21 protein-coding genes and 5 pseudogenes are annotated in these 20,801 nt (G+C 54.7%); 2 read left to right on the forward strand and 24 right to left on the reverse strand.

Annotated elements, in window-relative coordinates:
- Nucleotides 1–368 precede the first annotated feature (368 nt).
- The 17 genes and pseudogenes from BLR63_RS16260 to BLR63_RS16355 form a co-directional block, all read right to left on the reverse strand.
- Nucleotides 369–1,577 (reverse strand): tyrosine-type recombinase/integrase, encoded by a 1,209-nt coding sequence (locus tag BLR63_RS16260; RefSeq protein WP_010567771.1) that lies wholly within the window; start codon nucleotides 1,575–1,577, stop codon nucleotides 369–371.
- Nucleotides 1,570–2,049, reverse strand: coding sequence for a hypothetical protein (locus tag BLR63_RS16265; protein ID WP_010567772.1), 480 nt, complete (start codon nucleotides 2,047–2,049; stop codon nucleotides 1,570–1,572). The genes BLR63_RS16260 and BLR63_RS16265 overlap by 8 nt, the downstream gene beginning before the upstream one ends.
- Nucleotides 2,042–4,300: a helix-turn-helix domain-containing protein gene (locus BLR63_RS31645; RefSeq protein WP_170245521.1), complete on the reverse strand. Its 2,259-nt coding sequence runs from the start codon at nucleotides 4,298–4,300 to the stop codon at nucleotides 2,042–2,044. Before BLR63_RS31645 ends, BLR63_RS16265 begins: the two co-directional genes overlap by 8 nt.
- Nucleotides 4,297–6,378 (reverse strand): hypothetical protein, encoded by a 2,082-nt coding sequence (locus tag BLR63_RS16285; RefSeq protein ID WP_010567776.1) that lies wholly within the window; start codon nucleotides 6,376–6,378, stop codon nucleotides 4,297–4,299. The genes BLR63_RS31645 and BLR63_RS16285 overlap by 4 nt, the downstream gene beginning before the upstream one ends.
- Before the next feature lie 71 nt (nucleotides 6,379–6,449).
- Nucleotides 6,450–7,354 (reverse strand): annotated as a pseudogene (locus tag BLR63_RS16290) (IS30 family transposase); the annotation flags it as partial.
- A 99-nt stretch (nucleotides 7,355–7,453) separates the two neighbouring features.
- Nucleotides 7,454–8,500: a recombinase RecA gene (gene recA / locus BLR63_RS16295; RefSeq protein WP_010567777.1), complete on the reverse strand. Its 1,047-nt coding sequence runs from the start codon at nucleotides 8,498–8,500 to the stop codon at nucleotides 7,454–7,456.
- Between the two features lie 13 nt (nucleotides 8,501–8,513).
- A complete protein-coding gene (locus tag BLR63_RS16300) occupies nucleotides 8,514–8,804 on the reverse strand; it encodes a recombinase A (protein ID WP_010567778.1) in 291 nt (96 codons plus the stop codon).
- Between the two features lie 83 nt (nucleotides 8,805–8,887).
- Nucleotides 8,888–9,388: a CinA family protein gene (locus tag BLR63_RS16305; protein WP_010567779.1), complete on the reverse strand. Its 501-nt coding sequence runs from the start codon at nucleotides 9,386–9,388 to the stop codon at nucleotides 8,888–8,890.
- Between the two features lie 142 nt (nucleotides 9,389–9,530).
- Entirely contained in the window at nucleotides 9,531–10,088 is a 558-nt protein-coding gene (locus BLR63_RS16310) for a glycoside hydrolase family 19 protein (RefSeq protein ID WP_010567780.1), read from the reverse strand.
- Nucleotides 10,089–10,109: 21 nt separating this feature from the next.
- A pseudogene (locus BLR63_RS16315) lies at nucleotides 10,110–10,706 on the reverse strand (hypothetical protein).
- 9 nt (nucleotides 10,707–10,715) lie between these two features.
- Nucleotides 10,716–10,928 (reverse strand): tail protein X, encoded by a 213-nt coding sequence (locus BLR63_RS16320; RefSeq protein WP_010567782.1) that lies wholly within the window; start codon nucleotides 10,926–10,928, stop codon nucleotides 10,716–10,718.
- Nucleotides 10,921–11,304, reverse strand: a complete 384-nt coding sequence (locus tag BLR63_RS16325; protein WP_010567783.1) for a phage tail protein — start codon at nucleotides 11,302–11,304, stop codon at nucleotides 10,921–10,923. The genes BLR63_RS16320 and BLR63_RS16325 overlap by 8 nt, the downstream gene beginning before the upstream one ends.
- Nucleotides 11,304–11,795 (reverse strand): annotated as a pseudogene (locus BLR63_RS16330) (hypothetical protein); the annotation flags it as partial. The gene BLR63_RS16325 and the pseudogene BLR63_RS16330, both read right to left, overlap by 1 nt.
- Before the next feature lie 142 nt (nucleotides 11,796–11,937).
- Nucleotides 11,938–12,082 (reverse strand): annotated as a pseudogene (locus BLR63_RS16335) (phage baseplate assembly protein V); the annotation flags it as partial.
- A 3-nt stretch (nucleotides 12,083–12,085) separates the two neighbouring features.
- Nucleotides 12,086–12,601 carry a hypothetical protein gene (locus BLR63_RS16340; protein WP_010567786.1) on the reverse strand — a complete coding sequence of 172 codons (516 nt, stop codon included), beginning with the start codon at nucleotides 12,599–12,601 and terminating at the stop codon, nucleotides 12,086–12,088.
- A gap of 21 nt (nucleotides 12,602–12,622) precedes the next feature.
- The gene (locus tag BLR63_RS16345; protein WP_010567787.1) at nucleotides 12,623–12,967 is read right to left on the reverse strand and encodes a phage holin family protein; all 345 of its coding nucleotides are present in this window, start codon (nucleotides 12,965–12,967) and stop codon (nucleotides 12,623–12,625) included.
- 594 nt (nucleotides 12,968–13,561) lie between these two features.
- Nucleotides 13,562–14,296 carry a LexA family transcriptional regulator gene (locus BLR63_RS16355; RefSeq protein ID WP_078833449.1) on the reverse strand — a complete coding sequence of 245 codons (735 nt, stop codon included), beginning with the start codon at nucleotides 14,294–14,296 and terminating at the stop codon, nucleotides 13,562–13,564.
- 1,033 nt (nucleotides 14,297–15,329) lie between these two features.
- Between BLR63_RS16355 and BLR63_RS31520 the strand changes: the two genes are divergently transcribed.
- Both BLR63_RS31520 and BLR63_RS16360 read left to right on the forward strand, forming a co-directional pair.
- The gene (locus tag BLR63_RS31520) at nucleotides 15,330–15,500 is read left to right on the forward strand and encodes a hypothetical protein (RefSeq protein ID WP_010567789.1); all 171 of its coding nucleotides are present in this window, start codon (nucleotides 15,330–15,332) and stop codon (nucleotides 15,498–15,500) included.
- A gap of 15 nt (nucleotides 15,501–15,515) precedes the next feature.
- The gene (locus BLR63_RS16360) at nucleotides 15,516–16,019 is read left to right on the forward strand and encodes a type II toxin-antitoxin system death-on-curing family toxin (protein ID WP_010567790.1); all 504 of its coding nucleotides are present in this window, start codon (nucleotides 15,516–15,518) and stop codon (nucleotides 16,017–16,019) included.
- Nucleotides 16,020–16,211: 192 nt separating this feature from the next.
- On the opposite strand, the gene BLR63_RS16365 is transcribed toward BLR63_RS16360, so the two are convergent.
- The 7 genes and pseudogenes from BLR63_RS16365 to BLR63_RS16390 form a co-directional block, all read right to left on the reverse strand.
- Nucleotides 16,212–16,718, reverse strand: a complete 507-nt coding sequence (locus BLR63_RS16365; protein ID WP_010567791.1) for a lysis system i-spanin subunit Rz — start codon at nucleotides 16,716–16,718, stop codon at nucleotides 16,212–16,214.
- Complete coding sequence (locus BLR63_RS16370; protein WP_010567792.1) at nucleotides 16,718–17,125, reverse strand: DUF6527 family protein; 408 nt, start codon at nucleotides 17,123–17,125, stop codon at nucleotides 16,718–16,720. The genes BLR63_RS16365 and BLR63_RS16370 overlap by 1 nt, the downstream gene beginning before the upstream one ends.
- Nucleotides 17,122–17,655, reverse strand: coding sequence for a glycoside hydrolase family 19 protein (locus tag BLR63_RS16375; RefSeq protein WP_010567793.1), 534 nt, complete (start codon nucleotides 17,653–17,655; stop codon nucleotides 17,122–17,124). The genes BLR63_RS16370 and BLR63_RS16375 overlap by 4 nt, the downstream gene beginning before the upstream one ends.
- Nucleotides 17,656–17,712: 57 nt before the next feature.
- Complete coding sequence (locus BLR63_RS31650) at nucleotides 17,713–18,099, reverse strand: hypothetical protein (RefSeq protein WP_010567794.1); 387 nt, start codon at nucleotides 18,097–18,099, stop codon at nucleotides 17,713–17,715.
- Nucleotides 18,100–18,101: 2 nt separating this feature from the next.
- Complete coding sequence (locus BLR63_RS32565) at nucleotides 18,102–19,562, reverse strand: phage tail protein (protein ID WP_456239021.1); 1,461 nt, start codon at nucleotides 19,560–19,562, stop codon at nucleotides 18,102–18,104.
- Nucleotides 19,563–19,595: 33 nt separating this feature from the next.
- A pseudogene (locus BLR63_RS16385) lies at nucleotides 19,596–19,859 on the reverse strand (hypothetical protein); the annotation flags it as partial.
- A gap of 63 nt (nucleotides 19,860–19,922) precedes the next feature.
- Entirely contained in the window at nucleotides 19,923–20,576 is a 654-nt protein-coding gene (locus BLR63_RS16390) for a hypothetical protein (protein ID WP_081480353.1), read from the reverse strand.
- Nucleotides 20,577–20,801: the final 225 nt, after the last annotated feature.

Consider the following 20,801-nt stretch of genomic DNA (forward strand, 5'->3'; position numbering starts at 1 on the left):
TCCCACGGCCCAGAGGGACAGTGTATCGAATGGAGAACGAACAGCCAAAATCGGAACCCCTGATCAACCGCTCCATCACTTCGATCCACTGTAAGTGCTCCATAAATCCCACCAGGGTGAGGTGGGGTTTATGGAGCGCTTACGTATGTACGGATTCAGGGTGCTCGTGCAGCGGTTGTGTGCAGACCGATCTGGGCTACGAGACATTCAACTATGGGCTGTCCCGCGCTTACCTGCATGGTGTCAACACGAGCCGTGACGGGACACGGTGATCTCCAAGGGATACTGGGATGGGTCGCACTGAGACGCATGATGTCCTCGTGAAGTGTGTAAACATCTGGTTCCAAGTCCCACCTCCGGAGCGAAATTTACACTTCTTTTGCGAGCGACCTCGCCGCTTCGATCTGGGAAGTGATCATCGAAAGCTGTGTTTGCAGAAGTATGCGACTCTCTTCGAGCGAGCTTATCCCAGAATCAGACAAAGTCATTGCGATAGCCATATCGACATACCATCTGAATGTTGTCGAAATTTTCTCATGACCCGCTTGCTGAGTTAGCCGCAATTCGATGCTACGCCTGTCTATTTCGGCGATCTCGCCGGCTTTGTAAAGCGACAGCTGAATGCGATACAGATACGCAGCATAACGTGTCAACGCATAGCGCCGCAGCCCGTGCGGCGAAATTTCACTATCTACAGAATCGAGCTGGTCGGTGATAGCTTGCGCAGTAAACCTTCCTCCGTTTGCATTATGAGTGCTTACAAACACAACGCCTGGATCATGGCCAGCATGGCACTTTCGGACTATTTCCGGGCGCTCATACGCAATGTAATCAAGGGTCTCTTGAAGCAGCAAGGACTCGACTTCAATGTCACGTACCTTTCTAAACTTTGTGCCTTTGGTCAAAGTGACCCTCACCATGGTTCCGGGCATGACCTCGGGTGGAATTGCACTCACAGGCAGGGATACAACCTCCAAGCGCCTCAGTCCTGCCTCCGCCATCCAACGAAGCATCAATTGATTGCGCACATTGATTTCTTCGGCGAGCGGGTGCCCGCATTCCAAAGTTTTATCAGCAATGCCATCTTTCAGGGCTGCAATTTCGTCTGCGGACGGAATACGCTTTCTTGCCTGCTGAACAGTTCCAAGCAAAAAAGGGATTTTATAGTTTGCACTACTCCCTTGCGTCGCCAGATTTACGACGATACGAAACACGCGACCGCTTAGCATGTCGTTAGAGCCGATCACTCCACGACACAAGCCCGTGTTTTCGGCATACCAATAGAAGGCGCAGACGGATGAAATTCGGTAATTAATAGCTTTGGCTTCAAGGTCGCCAGAGATCTTTAGCTCATCACGATACTTGCACAAAAGCCTGTCTGTGACATCGTAAATATCGCGTTCACCAAGCCAGTTCAACCACGCCTTGAGTCGATATGCGATCTGACGAACATAGGATTTCTCATGACACTGAACGCTTTCAAGATCAAGCAAATAATGCGTTACGTGACGCTGAAGCACCCCCGACCCATCAATAACGATGTGCTGTCCATTTTTAGTCGGCAACAGCTCAAACATTTGAGCCACCCTTGAGCTTGCTGACACTGAATTGCTTGTCTGCCCATTGGGCTTGTTGCAAGGAAATGCGCTGCTCAAGTTCACGCACCTGATCAAGCAAATCAACGATGGTTTGCGACAAGCCAGGCACTATCGTTTCATATTTTTTTACCTTCGCGTCAAGCTCGCTAATTCGCTTTGACTTGAGACAAATTCCCTGCTCAGCCCTGCCATTCTCCAGAACCGACTGTGCGCTCTCCAGTGACGAGATCACACGCTCGTGAGTGGCTGAGCCCGTCCTAAGTTGATCACCGGCCTTAGAGACGCTCTCGTAGGGCTCAGAAGCCAAGGCAGCAAACCAGTTGAGGGTGAATTTCTTCGGAACTGGAAAATCGGCCACCCCGTTTTCGATGTATTGCTTCAGACCGCTGAGCTTGCGCTGTATCTTCTGCTCTGTCTTTTGCCGGTTCACTTCACTAACATGTTTAGACATTGTGAGCCTCCTGCCTGTCGGCAAACGCTTTAAGCATCGGTGACGATGCAGGATCAAGAACCAGTCCGACATCTTCCGCACTGATGCCAGTCTCAAAGCCCAGCAAATTAGGGCATCCAATACACGACCCTCGGCAAGCCGAAGATTTTTGAACAGCATCATCCATGAGGCACTTACTGCGCTCTAACAAGGTCGGCGTCTGGCCGAAACATGCACCGTCAGGCACAAAGTTAAGAATGTAGCCAATTTCCTCAACCTTCCCAATCATTTTTTCAGCGCGACTCTCTGAAACAGCATCAAACGAACTGAAAAAATCACCCAGTTCTTTCTGCATATTTCCGCAGAGCGCTTCAGTTCTTTCATTAGCAGCAGACTGTGCAAATGACACAATGCGTTCTGCTTTGATCTCTTCAAAAGCTCTGCGGAAGTCTTTGTCCGTGATGTACTTGGCGGTCATTTCAAAATCTGTGTGACGCAAGTGCCAGGACAGCGTTGCAAGATCACCGGACTCAAACTTGTAGAAAAACATCATAGCGAAGAAGCGGCGGAACTGGTGCTCGCTAAACTGCCAAGGGGTTCCTTCATTATCTGGAACGCCGACGTACTCTGCGAATTCGTTGACTTTGCCGCTTGACCAATAATTAACCTCCCCACCTCCGAGCGTTGGAAAAGTAAGTAACGACTGGTTTTCTTCATTGCGAACCGGCTCAGTCAGGGCTTCAAGCACGCGAACCGCTTTAGCAACAAGCTTCGTGACCGGAAAATACTTGTGCTCTTGATAAACCTTGGCAGAGTACATGCGGATAACCGGGCCGTTCGGCGTCTCCACACAGCATCCTGCTTGAAGCGATTCGACTTCGCATTCCCTCCGAGCCGTAAAGCAATAGATAACCAGCAAACAGGCGGTTGGGAGTAAGTGGTGCAGACATTTATTAAGCGATGCACCGCTAACAGCACGCCCCTTAGTAATAAGCTTATGTGCTGTTGCTTTACTCACACCCAAACGCTCGCCTATTTCCTGATATGTCAACCCTTGAGCACGAAGTGCGTGACAATTTTGAATTTGCTCAGCAGGCAAGACCGATTCAAATTTTTTGGCAGAAGTATCTTTTGCAAACCCGCTTATGGGATAAGGACTCCCCGGATGTCCATCCAGCCACTCAAGTTGTTTGCTAAGCCACAAGCGCATTTTTTTCGACGCATAGTGCACCTTATGCACTTCTTTCCCGCCGCGCCCTACGTCATCAACATACTCTTCGTACTTCACCCGCGCCTGAGACTTAAGATCAATCAGCGGCTCGGCATAATCTACAACCCAGCGAATGGCCCGATCCATCAACTCAAAGAAAATAGGTTGCGGAATATCGCGCGTGCGCACGACGGCCCGCCCCATATTCTTAGATATTTTTTGGGGTTTGATATTATTTTTCTGAAAGAAATCCTTGGGTATCCGCTGGCTAACAGGAAAAAGGTCTTTAAATATCTGGCACTGACGATAGAGCCTTGAAATAGACGTCAACTCTTTACGAATTGTATCTTGCGAACTAGGGGTTGCACTCTGCTCGCTGTCAATACACAAATAGCGTTTGAGTTTTGGTTCAATATAAAAACCATTTTCATAGCGAAACTTGGTAAGCATCACCACCAATGGTGTGTCGGTATTGCTTAGAATCCGATCACTGACGCCAAGCGCCTTGGCAAGCATCGTTACATTGAAGTCAGGCTGAATCTTATTTCCGTATACCACCGCATACCGCTCAAGATCGGCTGAAGCACCCCGCAGCTCGACAAGTTCCCCACGTAGACGCTCTTCAAGATTCAAACGTACATACAACGGCTTCCCTATTGACCGTGTATAAATCGCAAATACTCCATCATTCACACTTGAAAGATGATTAACACCTTGGAGCCGGAGCCAGCGAACGTGGTTAATAATGTTATTGACGTATTTATACTGGGAGACACCGGACAAAAGGCCGCCTGTCTTTCTGTCATGAGTAATAGCGCGCGCAAGGTATGCCGAAAGCTTAACCGCATAACAGAGATCTTGATTATCCGTAAGCAGTTCATTCGGTGCCACGGCAACATTAAAGCGGATAATCTGTTGGCCTGTTTTATCCTCGACAACCCATTGATTATCTGCAAAACGCGACGCACCGACAAACCAAGAGGCGGAATAAGAGCCAAGATCATTTAGATCGCGTTCATCATCGAAGAAACTTCTGTACGCATTCAAGTTAATGACACTCATACACTAGCCTCTTCGATGACGAAAACAGGGATAACATCAACGTAGGGATTCTGATGGCTATTGCAATACTCTTCTGCTTGAGTAAGCAATCTGCGTTGTTCACGCGCACTGTAGAGCCTGTCGAGAACTGAACTCACGAACAACTTCCACAGACTCCACCTAGAAAACTGTTCTTCCCCTAAGCACTCTTCGGCTTTTGCCAGCACCTCGCGCCAGTGGATAACATTGGCGATATTTTCTTTTGTGGCAAGAAACAAACTACGGCGATTCGAGCAACTTACGCACTTATCAATGCGATGACAGACTTTCCCCTCTATCGTGCCAGGCTGTACGCCGGCCATGGGATCTGAGCAATGTATGCCGCCGAACTGCTGATTGAGAATCCTTTGTTTGCGTATATCATAAGCCTCGGGATCAATACCGACTTTCTCTGCAAACTGATCAATATTGACGGTCAATACTGTTTCAAACCAGTCCAAAAATTCGCGAACCTTTTTTTCACGGCGCAGTATTTCAGGCAGGTGGTGGGTATACTTCGCCGCCATCGTCAAGTCACTATGACGACCGACCTGCATTACCTGCATGGCATCTCGGGTTACAAGGCCAGTCAACAAAAGAACGCTGCCACGCAGCGCTTTTAGTGTACTCGACCAGCGCTCCCCGGAGACCTCTCGACAGAGCGATTTAAAACTCATATTGATTGTGTTAAGCGCGAGCTTTGACGGCACATGCACTCGCTCACCGCCAGTTCCTTTTGTATAGTTTTTGTAGAACCCAATAAACAAACTATTGCGATCTTCTTCGCGCGCAAAGTCGCGAATATTCTCAGTGCATACCCTCAGATATTCAACAACATCAACGGCTGTCAAGGTATCGCAACTAAGCGCCACCCCATCTATGCGCGAGCTTACAACTACTGACTCCTGATTTTCAGCCCCTTTGCGTAATTTATTCCAGACAAACTGATACTGCCCATCATTGCCAATCGGAATGAGGCAGTTCGTTGCTAGATTTAATAAAGCATCGGGGTTGATTGCGTAATTGATCGAGAGCCATACAAACGCAGCCACACGAGCTTCACGCGAATAACCGAGAGCACTTCGAACATCGGATATGGAGATACCGCTTTTTTGTATGCGGTTAGCCAAGAATGCGTAGGAAGCATCCTTATCAAAAGGATAAATTCCGCCATGATAGATATGGCAGTAAGTAACTATTACTTGCAGAGCACAGCCATCCATTATCATGGCGCATTCCGCACCCATAACTTTTGCCGCCTGACCACCAATTACCCCAACGGCAGGCTGTTCAAACATATCCCTCAAGCCTTTCGCCTTCCGTTGATATCCTTGATTACTCGCCCATCGCCTTGCGTCCTGAAGCAATTTATAGTGCTGTACGACCAAATCCGCACTGGCGCTTTTCAATGCTCCCAAGCGGCTATCTAAGACGCGAGTAGATGCCTCAACAATATCAAACGAATCTTCCAGCGAAGCACAGGCACCTGCCTCATTAAATAGATTTGAAAGGAGGCTTTCCATACCTTCGAGATCATCAAGCCCCTCGGAAATCAACGTATCCTGATGCTGAGAAATCAGCGCTTGGATGTCAACCTCTTTATGAATGGTCACATCAAGCAGAGTGGAGCCTATTCCACGCTCAAACTGGAAGCCTTTGATGTTCAAGCCATGCGGCACGACACCACGATTTGCAAGATGGCGAACGAACGCACGCACGCCGGCCGCATAGTTATTTTTTGTTCGATTTTCAATCTCTAGCTTATCAAGATTACTGCGATAGCCGCTCATCAGATTATGGAAAAGCACAACGATGTACGATTCGCCTGGGTCTGAGATCTCACCAGTTTTCAAGAAATTCCTGAGTTCTTCTTGCGAACCATCTTCGGCCAAGAAGTCCAAAAATTTAATGATGGGATAAAAATAAGAGACTTCAGTTGAGCTATTATCAGGCCAGAATATTTCGTATGCAGACACGAGGGCATTGCAAAAGTAATGACCGAGGCTTTCAGTATACTTACCGAAGTCGCGCTCGGTGTAGCCTTTCTTTAGCTTTAGCATAGTGCCTCCCTGCAATACTCATGGCGGTTGCAGAAGCTGAGTGCAACACGGTTATTGAATTGAAGCTGGAGCATCATGCATTGCAGTGCGATGGCATCCAACTCTTCTTGGCTGTATACCGACAAGTCCGTTCCTTTGGGCAGGTACTGGCGCGTTGCTGCCACATTGCCAAGGGCTGTGCGGTCAAAGAAGCAGATCGCCACGCCGGTCTTCTGGGTGATCTCCGCGTGTCTCGCCATCTCCCGGCCCTGGTCGTAGGTCATGCTCTTGTGCATCGCCAGCGGCATGCGATTGAGCGCCGGGCTGAAGCCTTCCAACGCCGAGGTGGCCGTCGCGTCGTTCATCTTGATCAGAACAGGTAGCCACTGGTGCGTCCCACCAAGGTACCTACCGCAGAGGCGTTGGCGTTGGCCTTGATCAGGTCACCCTCCCACTGGCCCGGCATCAGGCGGTCTTCGATCTCCGGCGGGCGTACTTGGATGCTGACTATCTCGGGAATCTGGCCGCACCGATCTACACCGCCAGAACGCGGCCTGCGTGTCGTCTTACCTTGGCGCAGACAGATGATCAGCTCCTTGCGCAGCTCACCGGCGGGCAGGGGATAGATCGCGCTGTAGATCGTCTCGCGACAGACGTAGGCATCTCTGAGGTCGGGTATGTTCATGCTGCGCAGCTTGCCGGCAATCTGCTCGGGAGACAAACGTTCACGCAGCATATGAGCGAACAGGTCGAAGCGCTCACTACCGGGCAGCAATTTGCGTCTGGGGAGGGAGGCTTGACGCCGGCGCAGCATCTGTTGCTGCTGGGCTCCGTGGGCCGAGTAGGTGCCGCAAACTTCGCGTTTACGACGCAGCTCTCGGCTGATGGTCGAGGGGGATCGGTTGATCACGCAGGCAATCCTTCTCTGACTGAAGCCTTTGGCATGACCGATTTGGATAGTGGCGCGCACTGCAACGCTAAGTTCGGAATAGGACATAGGGGCAGCACCGTACCGAAATGGTCAGGTGTTGCACTCAGTTTTTGCGGTCACCCATACTATCTAGGCAGCACCAGATGGTGCTGCCTTAAACGTCGATCAATATTCGACTTCTGGAACTTCAGAAATAGGGCTGGCAGTTGGTTTGGCTGCTGGAGTGACACTAAGCAACCTGTCCCGGATCTGCTTCTCAAGCTCTTGTGCGGCCTGCTCGTTATCTTTCAACCATTGCGCAGCGTTTGCCTTACCTTGGCCGATCTTGTTGCCTTGGTAGCTGTACCAAGCACCTGACTTTTCAACCAGTTTTTCTTGCACACCTAGATCGATAAGCTCGCCCATCTTGTAGATTCCAGCACCGTACATGATCTGGAACTCTGCCTGCCTAAACGGTGGGGCCACCTTGTTTTTTACGACCTTAACGCGGGTTTCGCTGCCGATCACGGTATCGCCATCCTTAACGGCACCGGTGCGGCGAATATCAAGTCGCACAGAGGAATAAAACTTAAGTGCATTTCCCCCAGTTGTAGTTTCGGGGTTGCCGAACATCACACCGATCTTCATGCGGATCTGGTTAATAAAGACCAGGATGGTATTGGTCTGTTTAACACTTGCAGTCAGCTTGCGCAGCGCTTGAGACATCAAGCGGGCTTGCAGGCCCACGTGCGAGTCACCCATTTCGCCTTCGATTTCAGCCTTCGGCACCAATGCAGCTACCGAGTCGATGATAATGACTCCGATAGAACCGGATCGCACGAGCATATCGGTAATTTCCAATGCCTGCTCGCCCGTATCCGGTTGCGATACCAACAAGCTATCGAGATCAACTCCAAGCTTTTCAGCATACAGTGGATCAAGCGCATGTTCGGCATCTATAAATGCACAGGCCTTTCCAAGTTTTTGTGCTTGTGCGACAATTTGCAAACACAAAGTGGACTTTCCGCTTGATTCCGGACCATAAATTTCAATTATACGCCCCTCTGGCACTCCACCAATACCAAGTGCAATATCAAGTCCGAGAGAGCCAGTTGAAACAGCCGGAATAGGTTCTCTTGGCTCTTCGCCCATACGCATCACTGCGCCTTTACCGAACTGCTTCTCGATTTGCGACAAAGCCGCATCCAGCGCCTTCTTTTTGTTGGCTTCCATCATTTGCCCTCGCCTAAGCTGATACCTGAACTGGTTTTGGTGTTATGACCGGCCTAGAGGCCAGTGTGAACAAGTCGTTCACACACATGAACCGATTTTGTGGGCGTGAATAATAAATTTCAACGATACGGCCTTTTGGCAGGCCGCCAATGCCGAGCGCGATGTCCAGACCCAGAGAGCCAGTGGAAATAGCCGGGATCGCCTGACGGTCGTGATCGCCCATACGCATTACGGCACCTTTGCCGAATTGACGTTCGATCTGACCCAGGGCCGCAGCCAAGGCTTTCTTCTTGTTGTCGTCCATTAAAGTCCTCACGTAATCAATAAGGCCTGGCGGCCAACACCTGTATAAGTAGACAGTATTGTTCCACAAAGATCGGAGATCGCCTACCCCTGATTTTCTATTTCTGCTGCAGCTCGTCGCAACAAGCCCTCTAGGGCGGCCGTTACCGTTTGTCGGCGGACCTCGTCGCGGTTGCCGGAGAAGTGCTGGCGCTCGGCCGTGACCTTGTCACCCACGCCAAACGCGAGCCATACCGTGCCCACCGGCTTGTCCGGCGAACCGCCATCGGGGCCGGCTACACCGCTGACCGCCACGGCGAAACGCGCCAGACTTTTTTCCTGGGCGCCCCGGACCATGGCCTCCACCACCTCACGGCTGACGGCTCCGACTTTGCCGAACAGTTCTTCGGGGACATTCAATTGGCGAGTCTTCTGCCGATTGGAATAGGTGACATATCCTGCCTCGAACCAGGCCGAACTGCCCGGTATGCGCGTGATGGCTTCGGCGATACCGCCGCCGGTACAGGATTCGGCGGTGGTGACATGGGCATTGAGCACCTGTAGACGGCGACCCAGTTCAGCGGCAAGTTGGGTGATTTCCTTCACGGTCGTCTCCTGGAGTGGGCGGGCATTTGCCTACCCTACAGGAGCCCACCGGCCATGCAAATCGATGGCGCCGAGCTGCTGCTCCAGGGCCTGCCGTTCATAGCCGCCATCAGCAGACAAATACCGACGACACGGAATGCGCCTAGGCAACGCATAGCGCCGCCTTCGCCCGCGCCCATAGCCGCAAGCGATCCTCCAGCCCATTCAGCCCACCGTTGATGCGCCGCGTGATAACGCTGAACTGATCCTTGTCGGCCAGTTCATTGAGGCCATTGCACTGCCAGAACCAGGCGGCAGACTCACATGCCCATTGCGGTTGCTCCAGCAGTTCCGGCCGCTGCAACAACCGCTCATCACCGAACAGCGCCTGACTGCACGCCTGGTAGTTGCGACGGCCGGTGATCTGGATGAGGCCCCTGCCCCGGTACTTCTGACCGTCGCCATCGGCCTCGACGGTATTGCCCAAGCGAGCGGCCAACACACCCGTGTCATATTTGCTCAAGTACTGCTCACTGCCCAGTTCGCGCACGTAGCGCAGTTCGGCGGATTCGTGGCCGACTTGGGCGAGAAAGGCGGCAGCGCGCCGGGGGCTGTTAATCCCGTAGCGCGCAAACGCCAGATTTAAAGTGGGCAAAAAAACACCCGCCTTAAGGCTGGCTCCCGGCATGATTTGAGTCAGTTGAGGCAGTGTGATCACCATCGGTTTCATCCTGAAAAAACCCTATGTCGACAACCCACCCGCCGTGATCGAACTGCGATACCCCGTCACCGGATCGCCCACATTCACCACTTTGGTAATTGACCAGCGCCCCTGCATGTACGACGGCCAGGTCTCGTCCAGCCGCAACAGCCCTTCGGCAGACAGCAGCGGATTACCGGGGCAATCGCAATCTCCTCCAGGGCGGGCGCCACCCGCGCAGAAAAACCGGGGCACTCGACTATCTGGCGAAACAGCGCCCCCAGGGTCGTCGGCCCGTAACTGGCGGATCGACGCTGGCGGTAGCCGCTGGGGTCCACCATGCTGAAAGGGGCAGCCGTCGCCACAATCATCAAGCGCATGGGAAACAGGACGGGGGTTCGTTGGGTGATCGCGAATTCGCCTTTTTCCACCAACCCCGACTCTTTATAACCGACACGCAAGCCGATCTTGCCGCTCATGCTGGGCAAGCCTTCAAGCCCCTCGATATTGCGGGTCAGCTCCAGACGATCAGACTCGATGCCCGCCGCATCAGTGTGGCGCCAGTGCATGATGCGCTGATTGAGTAACGCCGCGTTGGCGCCGTAAAACTCGACAATGGGGGGTAAATCCCTGTGCCATGCCGCCTCCTTAATCCCACGCCAGAACGGAGCGCACCGCCGTCGGGTGCGATTGCATTTCGGGCACGATCACCCATACGCAAGCCGGGAGTACCGGGCCGTACTCGGCAAGCGTGGGGTTCAAACGCCAAAGGTTTTCTTCCGCTGCGTCATCGCAACGATCCAACTCGCGGTACAGCAGCAGGTTCACCGAATCACCGGCGATACTTCGCACTCTACGCATTGGCGAACTCCTCGAGTTCCAGGGTCCAGGCAACCACCATGGCAGTGCCGTCATCAATCACGCTGCTCTGGGTTTCCGCCACCGCATTGATCCGCCAAAGGCCCCAGTTACGGCCGATGCCGTCGACCAGAGGCAACGGTAGCCGCAGGTTCTGCAAGGCGCGTAGTTCATCCAGCCGCTGCATACCCTCGGCGTACATGGCCGTTCCGCTGAAGGTGAGTTTTTCCGATTTCTGCCCGTTCTGCCGCGACTGGGGCTTGCTGGCGATAATCGCCAAGTCTGCCCAGCCGCCATCGCTATTGCGGGTCAACGAGGAGTAGGCAAAGCCCTGGGACAGACCGAATATAAAATCGCCCAACACCATTTGTTGTCGCATCAATCACCTCCAGAGTCGGCCAGGGCCGCGTTGCGCCGGATGCCCAGACTGTCCGTGAGCATCGGCATGCACTGAAATTGCAGGGCCTTGATCACCTGGTTGACGACCTGTTGAGCGTCGGCCGGGTTGACCCCGGTGATCTGAATACTCGGGGTAATCGTGATTTGGGCGTTGTCCGTCCGGGCGCTGTTGAGCTCTTTGCTCACGGCGCCAGGAGCGGGGAGGCGATCGGCTGAGCCGAACAGTTTGTCGCCTAGCCACGCGCCCGCCTCACTACCGAGCAAGCCTCCGATTGCGCCGCCGACGGCAGTGCCGACGCCGGGGAAAATCAGCGTACCGATGGCGGCTCCGGCGGAAGCGCCGGCCAAGGCTGCCCCTGCGGTGCTCAGCCCTATGCCGATGGCTTTTGCGTCGCCGTTGCGTGCGCCGTGGATCACGTCCATGGCGACGGCGGCATATTTCAGGGGGCCAAGCCTGCGGGCCGTAGCAGTAAACCCCATGGTTTTGTTACCACCAGTGGGGCATCAGCTTCGGGGTCTGGGGCTTTGATCGAACGGCTCGGGTTGGACAACGAACTGTTGAGCGTCTCCAACGTTTCCCGCAAGCGCACTTGTCCCTGCGTCAAGGCGTTGATATTGGTGGCGGCGTCGACCTCCTGGCATATGCCAATCCGACAGAAACTTTCCGCGCGTCGATACAGGTCTTCGAGCTGGGCGTCCATTTCCGCCAGGCGCTCGACGATCGGCCCCAGTTGCACACGTAGCAATGCGTCGAACATGGACTACTCCTGCAGGGGACGATATTGATTCGGATCGTCGATGTCCGAGACTTCCCAGGTGTGGGCAAACAGCGGGGTGCCTGTGGGATCTTCGAGCAACGACGGACCGAAATAGAGGTTTTGGGAGAAGAACACTGTCCACGCGTCGTAGTCCGTTTCGGCACCTGTGAGTGCGGTCGGTGCCGCGACGATGGCCGTGGGCAAATCGCATTGATCGGGCGGCAGGCCCCAACGGTTATCCAGCGTCAGGTCCATCAATTGGCTGGCCAGGTCGCAGGCGTCAAAAGGAGCAGCGCCGCCGGCAACCGTGACCCTGAGTGAAACGGACAAGGCGTGTGCCTTGCGTCCTTCCAAGGAGCGAACGTTGGGGCCGTTGCGCTCGACGCTGATCAATACGCCGGTTTTATCTCCGGTGCCGACAAAGTCCTGATGATTGCCTACGCGCAATTGTGGGAAGGCGCTCTTCAGCGCCTGCCCAATCGCCACAGGCAGTTGGGATGGCTTTTCGATAAGTGTCATTGCGTTGCGTCCTTGCAGCGGTTACTGCTGATCCGGGCGAGAGGTTGGGGGCTCGTTGACCCCGATGCGCTTGGCCGCCCAGCGTTCATAAAGACCGATGGCGACATCCGCGCCGGCCATGGCGGTCAGGCAACCAATGGCGCCGGCGGTCCAGATCGACATGCCGGCGGCGTAGCACAGCATCAAGGCCGAGACCCCGCAGACCATGCACGCCCCGGACCGCAGGGCCAGGCGCCGCACCAGCGACCAACCGCGGGCGCCCTCCTTGTCGGCACGCCACATTTCGCCGGATACACCGCCGATCAGGGCCAGTACGATCACCAGCCAGATAGGCATTTCCGCTAACGCTTGCTGCTCGTTTGTCATGTCACGCCTCCTGGCTGAGCAATGCCGGCAGAGTGCCGGTGTTGGGGTAACTTCCATGGGTAGGTAGGCATTCCAAAAAGCCCGGTTGCCCAGGCTTTTCAGTAATGATGTCCTCGATCTTTCGGCGCTACTGGCGCGGTACAGATCTTTCCTCGATGTTTTTCCGACCACGATCCCTGTCTGCCGGATAACTGCTTCTGGTGCTTTACGCTGCACACCCGGGTCAGTTGCCAACCCTCTGAACCGTTGAGGCCGGTTCATCGCTGCCTGTTCCTTGAAGCGGTGTCACTAAAGAGCGTCGGCATCCTTGCCGGTATTGCCTGGCCTCCCTGCCATCGCTCGGATGGCGTCCTTGCCGATGTTGCGTGCCGTCCTTGTCTTTCCTGGCAGCTTCCTTGCCGCCTCCACCAGACCTTGTTGGCTGGCTTGAGACGAAGAATATGCATGTATGCATATACAGTCAATGCGTAAATGCATTTATTTTTGCTCGATCAATGTACAGGTGCATTAAAGCCTTGCAGGCAAAGGGCCCGGCCATTTTCCCTAGGCGAAAAAAAGCCCGCTCATTGGCGGGCCGTGTCTTACAGAAGAAGGTTAGCGGGCGTACATGCCCCACCAGAACACATGACCGAGGATGCTGATTTGCTCATCCTGGATATCCTGGAAGCTGTAGTCCTCGTCGGGATGCTCATCGCGGTTGAAACTGCGCAGGCGAATCCCGGAAGGCAGGCGATAGAGCTGTTTGACCCGCAATTGGCCATTGTGATTGATGGCGTACAAGTCGCCATCGACGATGTCTCCAATTGCGCTCTTGCCTGCATTCACCCCTACCGTCGCGCCATCGCGCAACACCGGCAACATGCTGTTACCGCGCACCGTCACACACTTGGCCTGGTCGAACTGCACGCCGTTATGTCGCAGGCTGCGCTTACCGAACCGCAGGCTGGCCTTCTCGCTTTCCTCGATGACGAATCTTCCTGATCCAGCAGCCAATTCAACCTCGCGCAGAAAGGGGATCGACACCTCGTCGTCATTTACGGGGGTGTCGTCGTCCCACAGGCTTATGTCCTTGAGTTCCGAATGCATCGGGTCACGCCCGTCATCCCGCGAAACGCCCACCGCCGCGCGCCCGCGCAACTGGTCGGTGCTGACGCGGAAGTACTCGGCGATACGGGAAATGTGCTTGTCCGACGGATCAACGATCTTGCCGCTGAGGATCCGGGACAGCGTGGATTGAGGCACGCCGGTACGCCGATGAAGCTCCGTGGGGGAGATTCGGTCGCGATCCAGCAGTTCTCTTAAGACGATAGAAACGTTGCGTTTTTGCATAGCGGGGATAGTGACGGGAGTTTTGCGGATTGGCAAATGCTGATTTGCATATTTTATGCATCTTGAGCGCAGAGGCCTGCAATCATCCCTTGCAGCAATGGAGCCTCCAGCCAAAGCGATGTCAATTTGAAACACCCGCTTAGATTAGATCAAGCAGCGGCAGGCTGTTTCTTGATAAACCAAGGAAGATCGTGATGAAACTCGTGCTTGTGGTGTTGTTGATGTTCAGTGGTTACACCTTTGCGGCCAGTTGCGCCAACATCAGCAATAGCGATTTACGCGCTCAGTGCAACGCGATGACACCTTAAACAGCAGTGATGGAAACAGCAGATGTGATTCCATGAAGCTTTGATGGGCAAAAGCTAAAAGGGGGGCAGCGCATTTATTAAAATGCGCTGCCCCCCTTTTGCGTTTTACCTGTCCGTTAGCGACCTGTGTCCTCCCGACCTCGCGTGTTAACCTTGCCGCCATCGCAAAAAATGCTGGGCCAAGCGCCCCCTTTGCCCCATCACTTTCAACGAATTTGCCTACTATCCAATGAGTAAAAACACGTCCGATCTGTCCTCCCACACCCCAATGATGCAGCAGTATGGGCTTGAGAAGGTCGAACGCCTCTGACTGCGTGGCTTGCAGCGATCTGCTGTCTAAAACGAGTCAGCGAGATAGCGCCTGTTTCGACCAATGAAACCGGAATAGGTCGAGGTAGTTTTAGACAGAATTTTGCAGCGATTTGCGATCGCATCCTGATCACTGGGTCAATTTTACGAACTGCTTAGCGAGATTGCTGTCTGATGTCATGAATGGTTTCAACAAGGCATTTAGGTTCCGAAATTACGGCCGATACACACCGTGTGAAGGGGAGCAAAATGACGAACGGGCTTTCCGATAGTTATTTTTCATTGACTTCATGCGTTGACATATGAAGAATCGCCCCCCACTTTAAGTGGACCGTAAATTACGTTTTACGGCGCATGAAGACCATTTCTAGACCAGTTATGGCATTCCCTGGCACCGCCGGGACGAGGAGAAGACCGTGGGACACGCACTGAAAAAAACCGACCGCATCTACATCCCGCAGCGCGATAAAGCGCGCGTGGCGACTGCACGTCCGGCTGAAGGCGCATACCAGGCTCAAATCGAAAAGGCTTTCTGCACCGCATTCCATCGCTACGAAAAAGCGTTTGAGGATCTGGCTAAAGTCTGATCGAAGGTCAGCCTCATGCCGCCAATGGAACTGTCGGAAATCAGCGAAACTCAGGAGGGGATCAGGTATCTCACTCCTGAAGCGCTGATCTGGATCAACAAGCGTTTAATCCTCGCTCAGACTCCTGGCGAACCCATAGCGGTTATCAAGCCAAACGAACTGAGCTCATCTCAGCAGCGACCAGCACAGCATCGGTACTACACCGGCAATCAAGACATGTTCTGTCTGGCTGCACTGCTGATGCAAAGCCTTATCCAAAATCACCCATTTGCAAATGCCAACAAGCGAACCGCTGCGGCGGCCGGCTATATGTTTCTGTTGCTGAACGGGTATGAGCTGACGGCGCCAGGTGATGAGTTCGTAGAGATTATGGTTGGCGTCGCGCGCCACGAATATGATGAGGAAGATCTAGAGGATTGGCTCGCACATTGGTCTCGTCCTTTCGATGCTGGTGGCCTGAACGGACCTAGCGAATTTCTTGATATGTTTGGCCATATTGAAGCCATGCCTGCTTGCTGATCCCTCCCACGACGTCCTGCCAACTGAATACAATCAACCTATCGCAGTAGTGATTTGATGGCGCATCGCTGGTAATGTCCGTGCCACGTTCGCCGGCATTTAAAGGGATGGAGGCGGAAATAGAAGCCCTGGAGTTGCGAACCTCCGGGGCTTTGCTTTTTGGCGTGCTAATTTTTTGACCTCGGATGTAGGTCAGCGAGCTATCGCCCTAACATAAGCCTGGCACGCCCGCAGCGCGATCAGTCCTTGGTCGCCGGCGTCGGTGATGGCGATAATTCGTTGAGCATGCGCTGGGTCAAGTTGGGCTCGCGCGGCTCCATGAACCACGCCGACGGCGCCGGGGGAGGAAGGCACGTTGCTGCCACTGGCTGTATCCGCGGCGTCGAGAAGGACTGACAGCCGGACATCAGAAGTAGCAAGGCGATCGCGCAAAACAGCCTGGTTGCGTTGGGCATCGGATAATTCCTTGGTGTGTTGTTGGTCCTGGCCAGCGAGCTGCTGCTCCAGGGCCAGGCGCTTGTCGGTCTCGGTGCGCGCTTGGGCGGCGGCGGCATTGGTGATTTCCGCCAGGTCATCCTTGTGCAGGCCGGCCTGCTCGGCGAGCTTCTCGCCCATCCGCCAGTCCTGCACCTGCCAGGCGCCGGCGGCGCTGATAACCATCGCCAGCAGGATCGCGCCCAGGATCTGCCCGGGAGTCATCATTGCTCATCCTCCCAGTCAGGCAGGTCAACGGTCTGGCCGGCCAGCTTATGCGTGCAGTCGCCCAGATACTGGATACGACCATTGGTGACGAATGAGTGGCAGACCTTGCCGAAGCGGCTGGCAAAAACTGCCTCTCTTCCACCCTTGGCATAGATAGCGTCGTATTCAGCCTCATCCTCAGGCGTCATTACACTGCGCCCGTCAGGGGCGGCCGTGGTTCGAACCAGCACCGACGGCGTGAAGGTAGGTGCCTCGGCGTTGCCGTTGTAACCCCAGCGCGGGCCAGGCCCATTTCCAGTTGAGATGCCGTGCACCATGTCGCAACCCGGGCACTGGAAGAAGAGATCTCCCTCCTTGGCCTGAGCCAGCACTCGCGACAACCTGGTGAATCCCGTGCCGCTCATGCCAGCACCTTCAAGGCGTTGTCATACAGCGCCTGCCGATCAGCCAGGCCGTTCAGCCCCCCATTGATGCGGCGGGTGATTCTCACGAAATCACCCTGGTCCGCCAGCGTGTTCAGCCCTTTCGTAGACCAGAACCACGCCGCAGACATCGCGGCGTGCTGTGGCTGCTCAAGCAGTTCCGGCTTGCTGAGCAGGTCCAGGCCCAGGGCTTCACCGCACGCGGCGTAGTTGGCTCGACCGGTGATCTGGATCAGGCCACGGCCACGATACTTGGAGCCGTCGCCCTTCACGGTGTTGCCCAGATCGGCACGCCCTTCATAGCCGGCCTGCTGCGCCGTAGGCCCCCAGATCTCGCGCACCAGCCGCAACTGGCCCGACTCGTGCCCGACCTGGGCGATGAATGCTGCCGCACGCGGCGTGCCGACGATGCCGTAACGGTTCATGGCCGTGTTCAGGACGGGAACGAAAACGCCGGCATTGCGGCAGGCGTTCGGGAGAATCTGCAGCAGTTGCTGCTCAGTGATAGGCATGGCTTTCTCCAGGCAAAAATAAACCCGCTCATGGCGGGTGGTGGTGTTCAGGTGCTATCAGGCGGGAGCTACGGGACGCTTGGTGCTGTCGGGGAAATCAGGGTTGTCGGCGGTCCACTTGCGTAGCGCCAGCCAATACTTCTGCCACTGTTGGGCTGTTCCGGGAATTCCGTCCTCGCCGTACTCGATGGCAGTCACATTCTGCTGCGCCCTGGGCATTTCAGAATCGCGCCACGCGGCCTCAATCGGCGCCTGCAATTCCTGCCAGCTCGGCCCAGGGATAGGAACCAGCACCGGGCCCTGCGTGAGCGGATCAAGCTCAATTGTATTTCCCTGGCCCCGACCATCCAGAAGCTCACCGTAATACTCATCGGTAAGCACCCAGTAGCTTGGTGGCTCGGTATCCTGGGACTGAAACGTCATCGTTTGTGCGTCGAAGAACATGGCTAAACCCCTTCTGCCCACCAATTGAAATTAAGCGGTGTCGCTGATTGGCCGCTAGCGATCCGGAACTGGGAAACGCTTTCTGGCCGGCCGGTACTATTAGCTTCCGCCGCCCCAGCTCGACCGCTTTGATTTGGGGTAAAGCCAAAACTCCGCACTGCCGTGATGAAGGGTGTATTGAATGAAAAAACCGTCCCAGCCGTACCAGTGCTAGACACGCTGACAACCCCCCATTGCTTGATCGTCCCGTCGGAATATTTTGCCCACCCATTTAGGTCGGTCCCGCCCATGCTGACAACGGAAAGCTTTCCCGCGATCAGGGCTGATTGGTTCGAAACAGTGGTAGCTAGCGCCGTCACGTCTACAGCGCCGGGGTTTACGGACTTTCCTGCTCCAACAGTGCACCAGATGACCGTCTCGCCGGGGCCGCGCGTTTCAGCCCCTACGCGAGGCGTACCATTGACCCCATCGGCGACCTGTCGGCCGGTAGTTGCGACATAACCAGCACCAAATGCCGTCCCGTTAATGCTTTGGGAGTAGAGCTTGTCCGCGATGAACAAGAACTCCGGGTCCATTGACGCGGGTCTGGTTGCATTAGTGGAAGCCGTCACAATTGTAGCGTGACGCATCCCCTGCACCTGATCCGCCTGATGCAACCCGGGTGAGCCCGCCGAATTTTTCCCATCGCCGCGCAGGAACATTGCCGCAAGGGTGTTTCCGTCTGCGTGCTTCGCATTGGTATCTGGCATGCGGAACGTGGTCGTGCCATTACCGCTGGAATACTTACCGCGCTGATCATACGGCGCAGCCAGCCACACCGCGTCGGTCACTGCTGTTGCCGAGACCAGGGCCCAAAGGTCTGGCCAATCAGCCCGATTGAGCAACTGCCCATCACGGGTAATCCATCCGGCCGGTAGCGTCGTGCGTGAAACGGACCATGGCACGAGCGAGCCAACTGGCAAGCCTGCGCCCGCCTCCTTGTACGCCCCTCCAGCGGTTAGGAACTTATCCTGGTCGCCTGGCGCTCCCGGCGGAACAAGCCCCTTCTTGCCCGCCGTGGTCGCCGTCGCGCCAACCATCGGCGCAATGCCCTGCCGCAACCTGTCGAAGCCATCCGCGGTGAGCGCGCCCAGAGACGTGATGTCATTGTTGTCACCACTGGCGGCCTTGCCGAGCGTGACCTCCTCAGCGTGTTCAGCAGATGCTGCCGCAGCTGATGCAGATGCTGCGGCCGCCTGCTCCGATTGAATGATGGAGGTCTTGGCCGTCTCTGCTCGATCAGCCGCCGCGGCGGATGCCTGGGCAGATAAACCGCTTTGCTGAGCCGCCAGCTGCGCGGCATTCTTGTTCTCCGCAGATGCATCAGCCGCCGCGCTTGCGATGCCGGCCTGCTCGGCGGCCACCGTCTTGGATTGCCCTGCCGATGCGGCAGCCTCTGTCGCGGCCGCCACCTGATCCTGCATATCAGCAACACCGCTGGCAATCACCTGGGTAGCCGCCCGAAGGGCATCAGCCGAGTCCTTGACGTATCCCTGCATCGGCGCAAGCGAGTAACCGCCTGCTGCCAGAGTGGTGCCCTGGTAATTCGGTGCGATCGACAATGCCGTGTCGCTGGCAATGTTGGTGACTTCGTACCACTCACCGTCAGGACCACGGAACGCATCGCCAACGCGCGAATTCGCAATGAAGGATGTTCCCGTGCCAATCACGGCATTGCTGCCAGCCGTCACAGCAACTGTTCCTGTTTTGTACCAGGTCATATTTTCTCCAGGCGATAAAAAACCGCACATGGCGGCTATCGGTCTCTAATCGTTTTCCAGCAGTTAAGAAATCGGCTTGGCAAATACAACAGGCGTATAGTATGAAGTTGAGATATCAACCCCGACAACTTGCATAACAAGCCTATCATTACCATAGTCCCACACGGCATATTGATTTCCCTGCCGAGATGTAAGACCTGCAATATCCATTGCAATATTATTAAGGAGCATATAGTCACCAGAACCAAGTGGGCTATATGCTGTCCAGCTAAGTCTTGATGTACCTTGCCCTGTTGGGGACGAACCTAAATATGACCAGCCTGTAATCGTTCTTGTGAACTGAGCGCAGGCCGTACCACTATCAAACAGCAGTTTTGAATTACCATCCCATAATCTTAGCCCGAAGGTGGCTATCTCCTTGGATTGAAAAGCGGCAGCAAACCAGTTCCCAGAGGTTCCAACTCCGGCTATGCCGGTGAACGAAAATCCGGTCCAGGCTCCAGGGCCTCCCGATAGCTTGCAGAAACACAGTGTGTTTGACTGGCCTGGCCTCACGAAAACAAGCGGTGGCTCTTGGGTAGTGATTACGAACGGGAACGACGCCCCCGCGCCACCGACCCCGCTATATGTGCCGCTTGCTAAAACGACAAGCCTGGAAAATTCCGAGTCAAGCGTTACAACGTCATTATTATTTGTAAAGGTTAGCCCGTAAGACATTACCGATACCTCATAACAATAAGTCTCTGCGGAGCCAAGCCGAGAGATGACCCGGATGGTGCGCCAGGCTGCCCGAAATATATTGTCACTCCGCCAGAAGACAATATAGGGATATATTGGATAGCATACATACTTGTGCCGCCGGTATCATAGTTTGCAATTGGGACGCAGACAGCAGAATGGGTGGAAGGATCGACGCCCGGTATAGATATATACCTTGTATAT

The sequence above is a fragment of the Pseudomonas extremaustralis genome, assembly GCF_900102035.1.
Classification (GTDB): domain Bacteria; phylum Pseudomonadota; class Gammaproteobacteria; order Pseudomonadales; family Pseudomonadaceae; genus Aquipseudomonas; species Aquipseudomonas extremaustralis.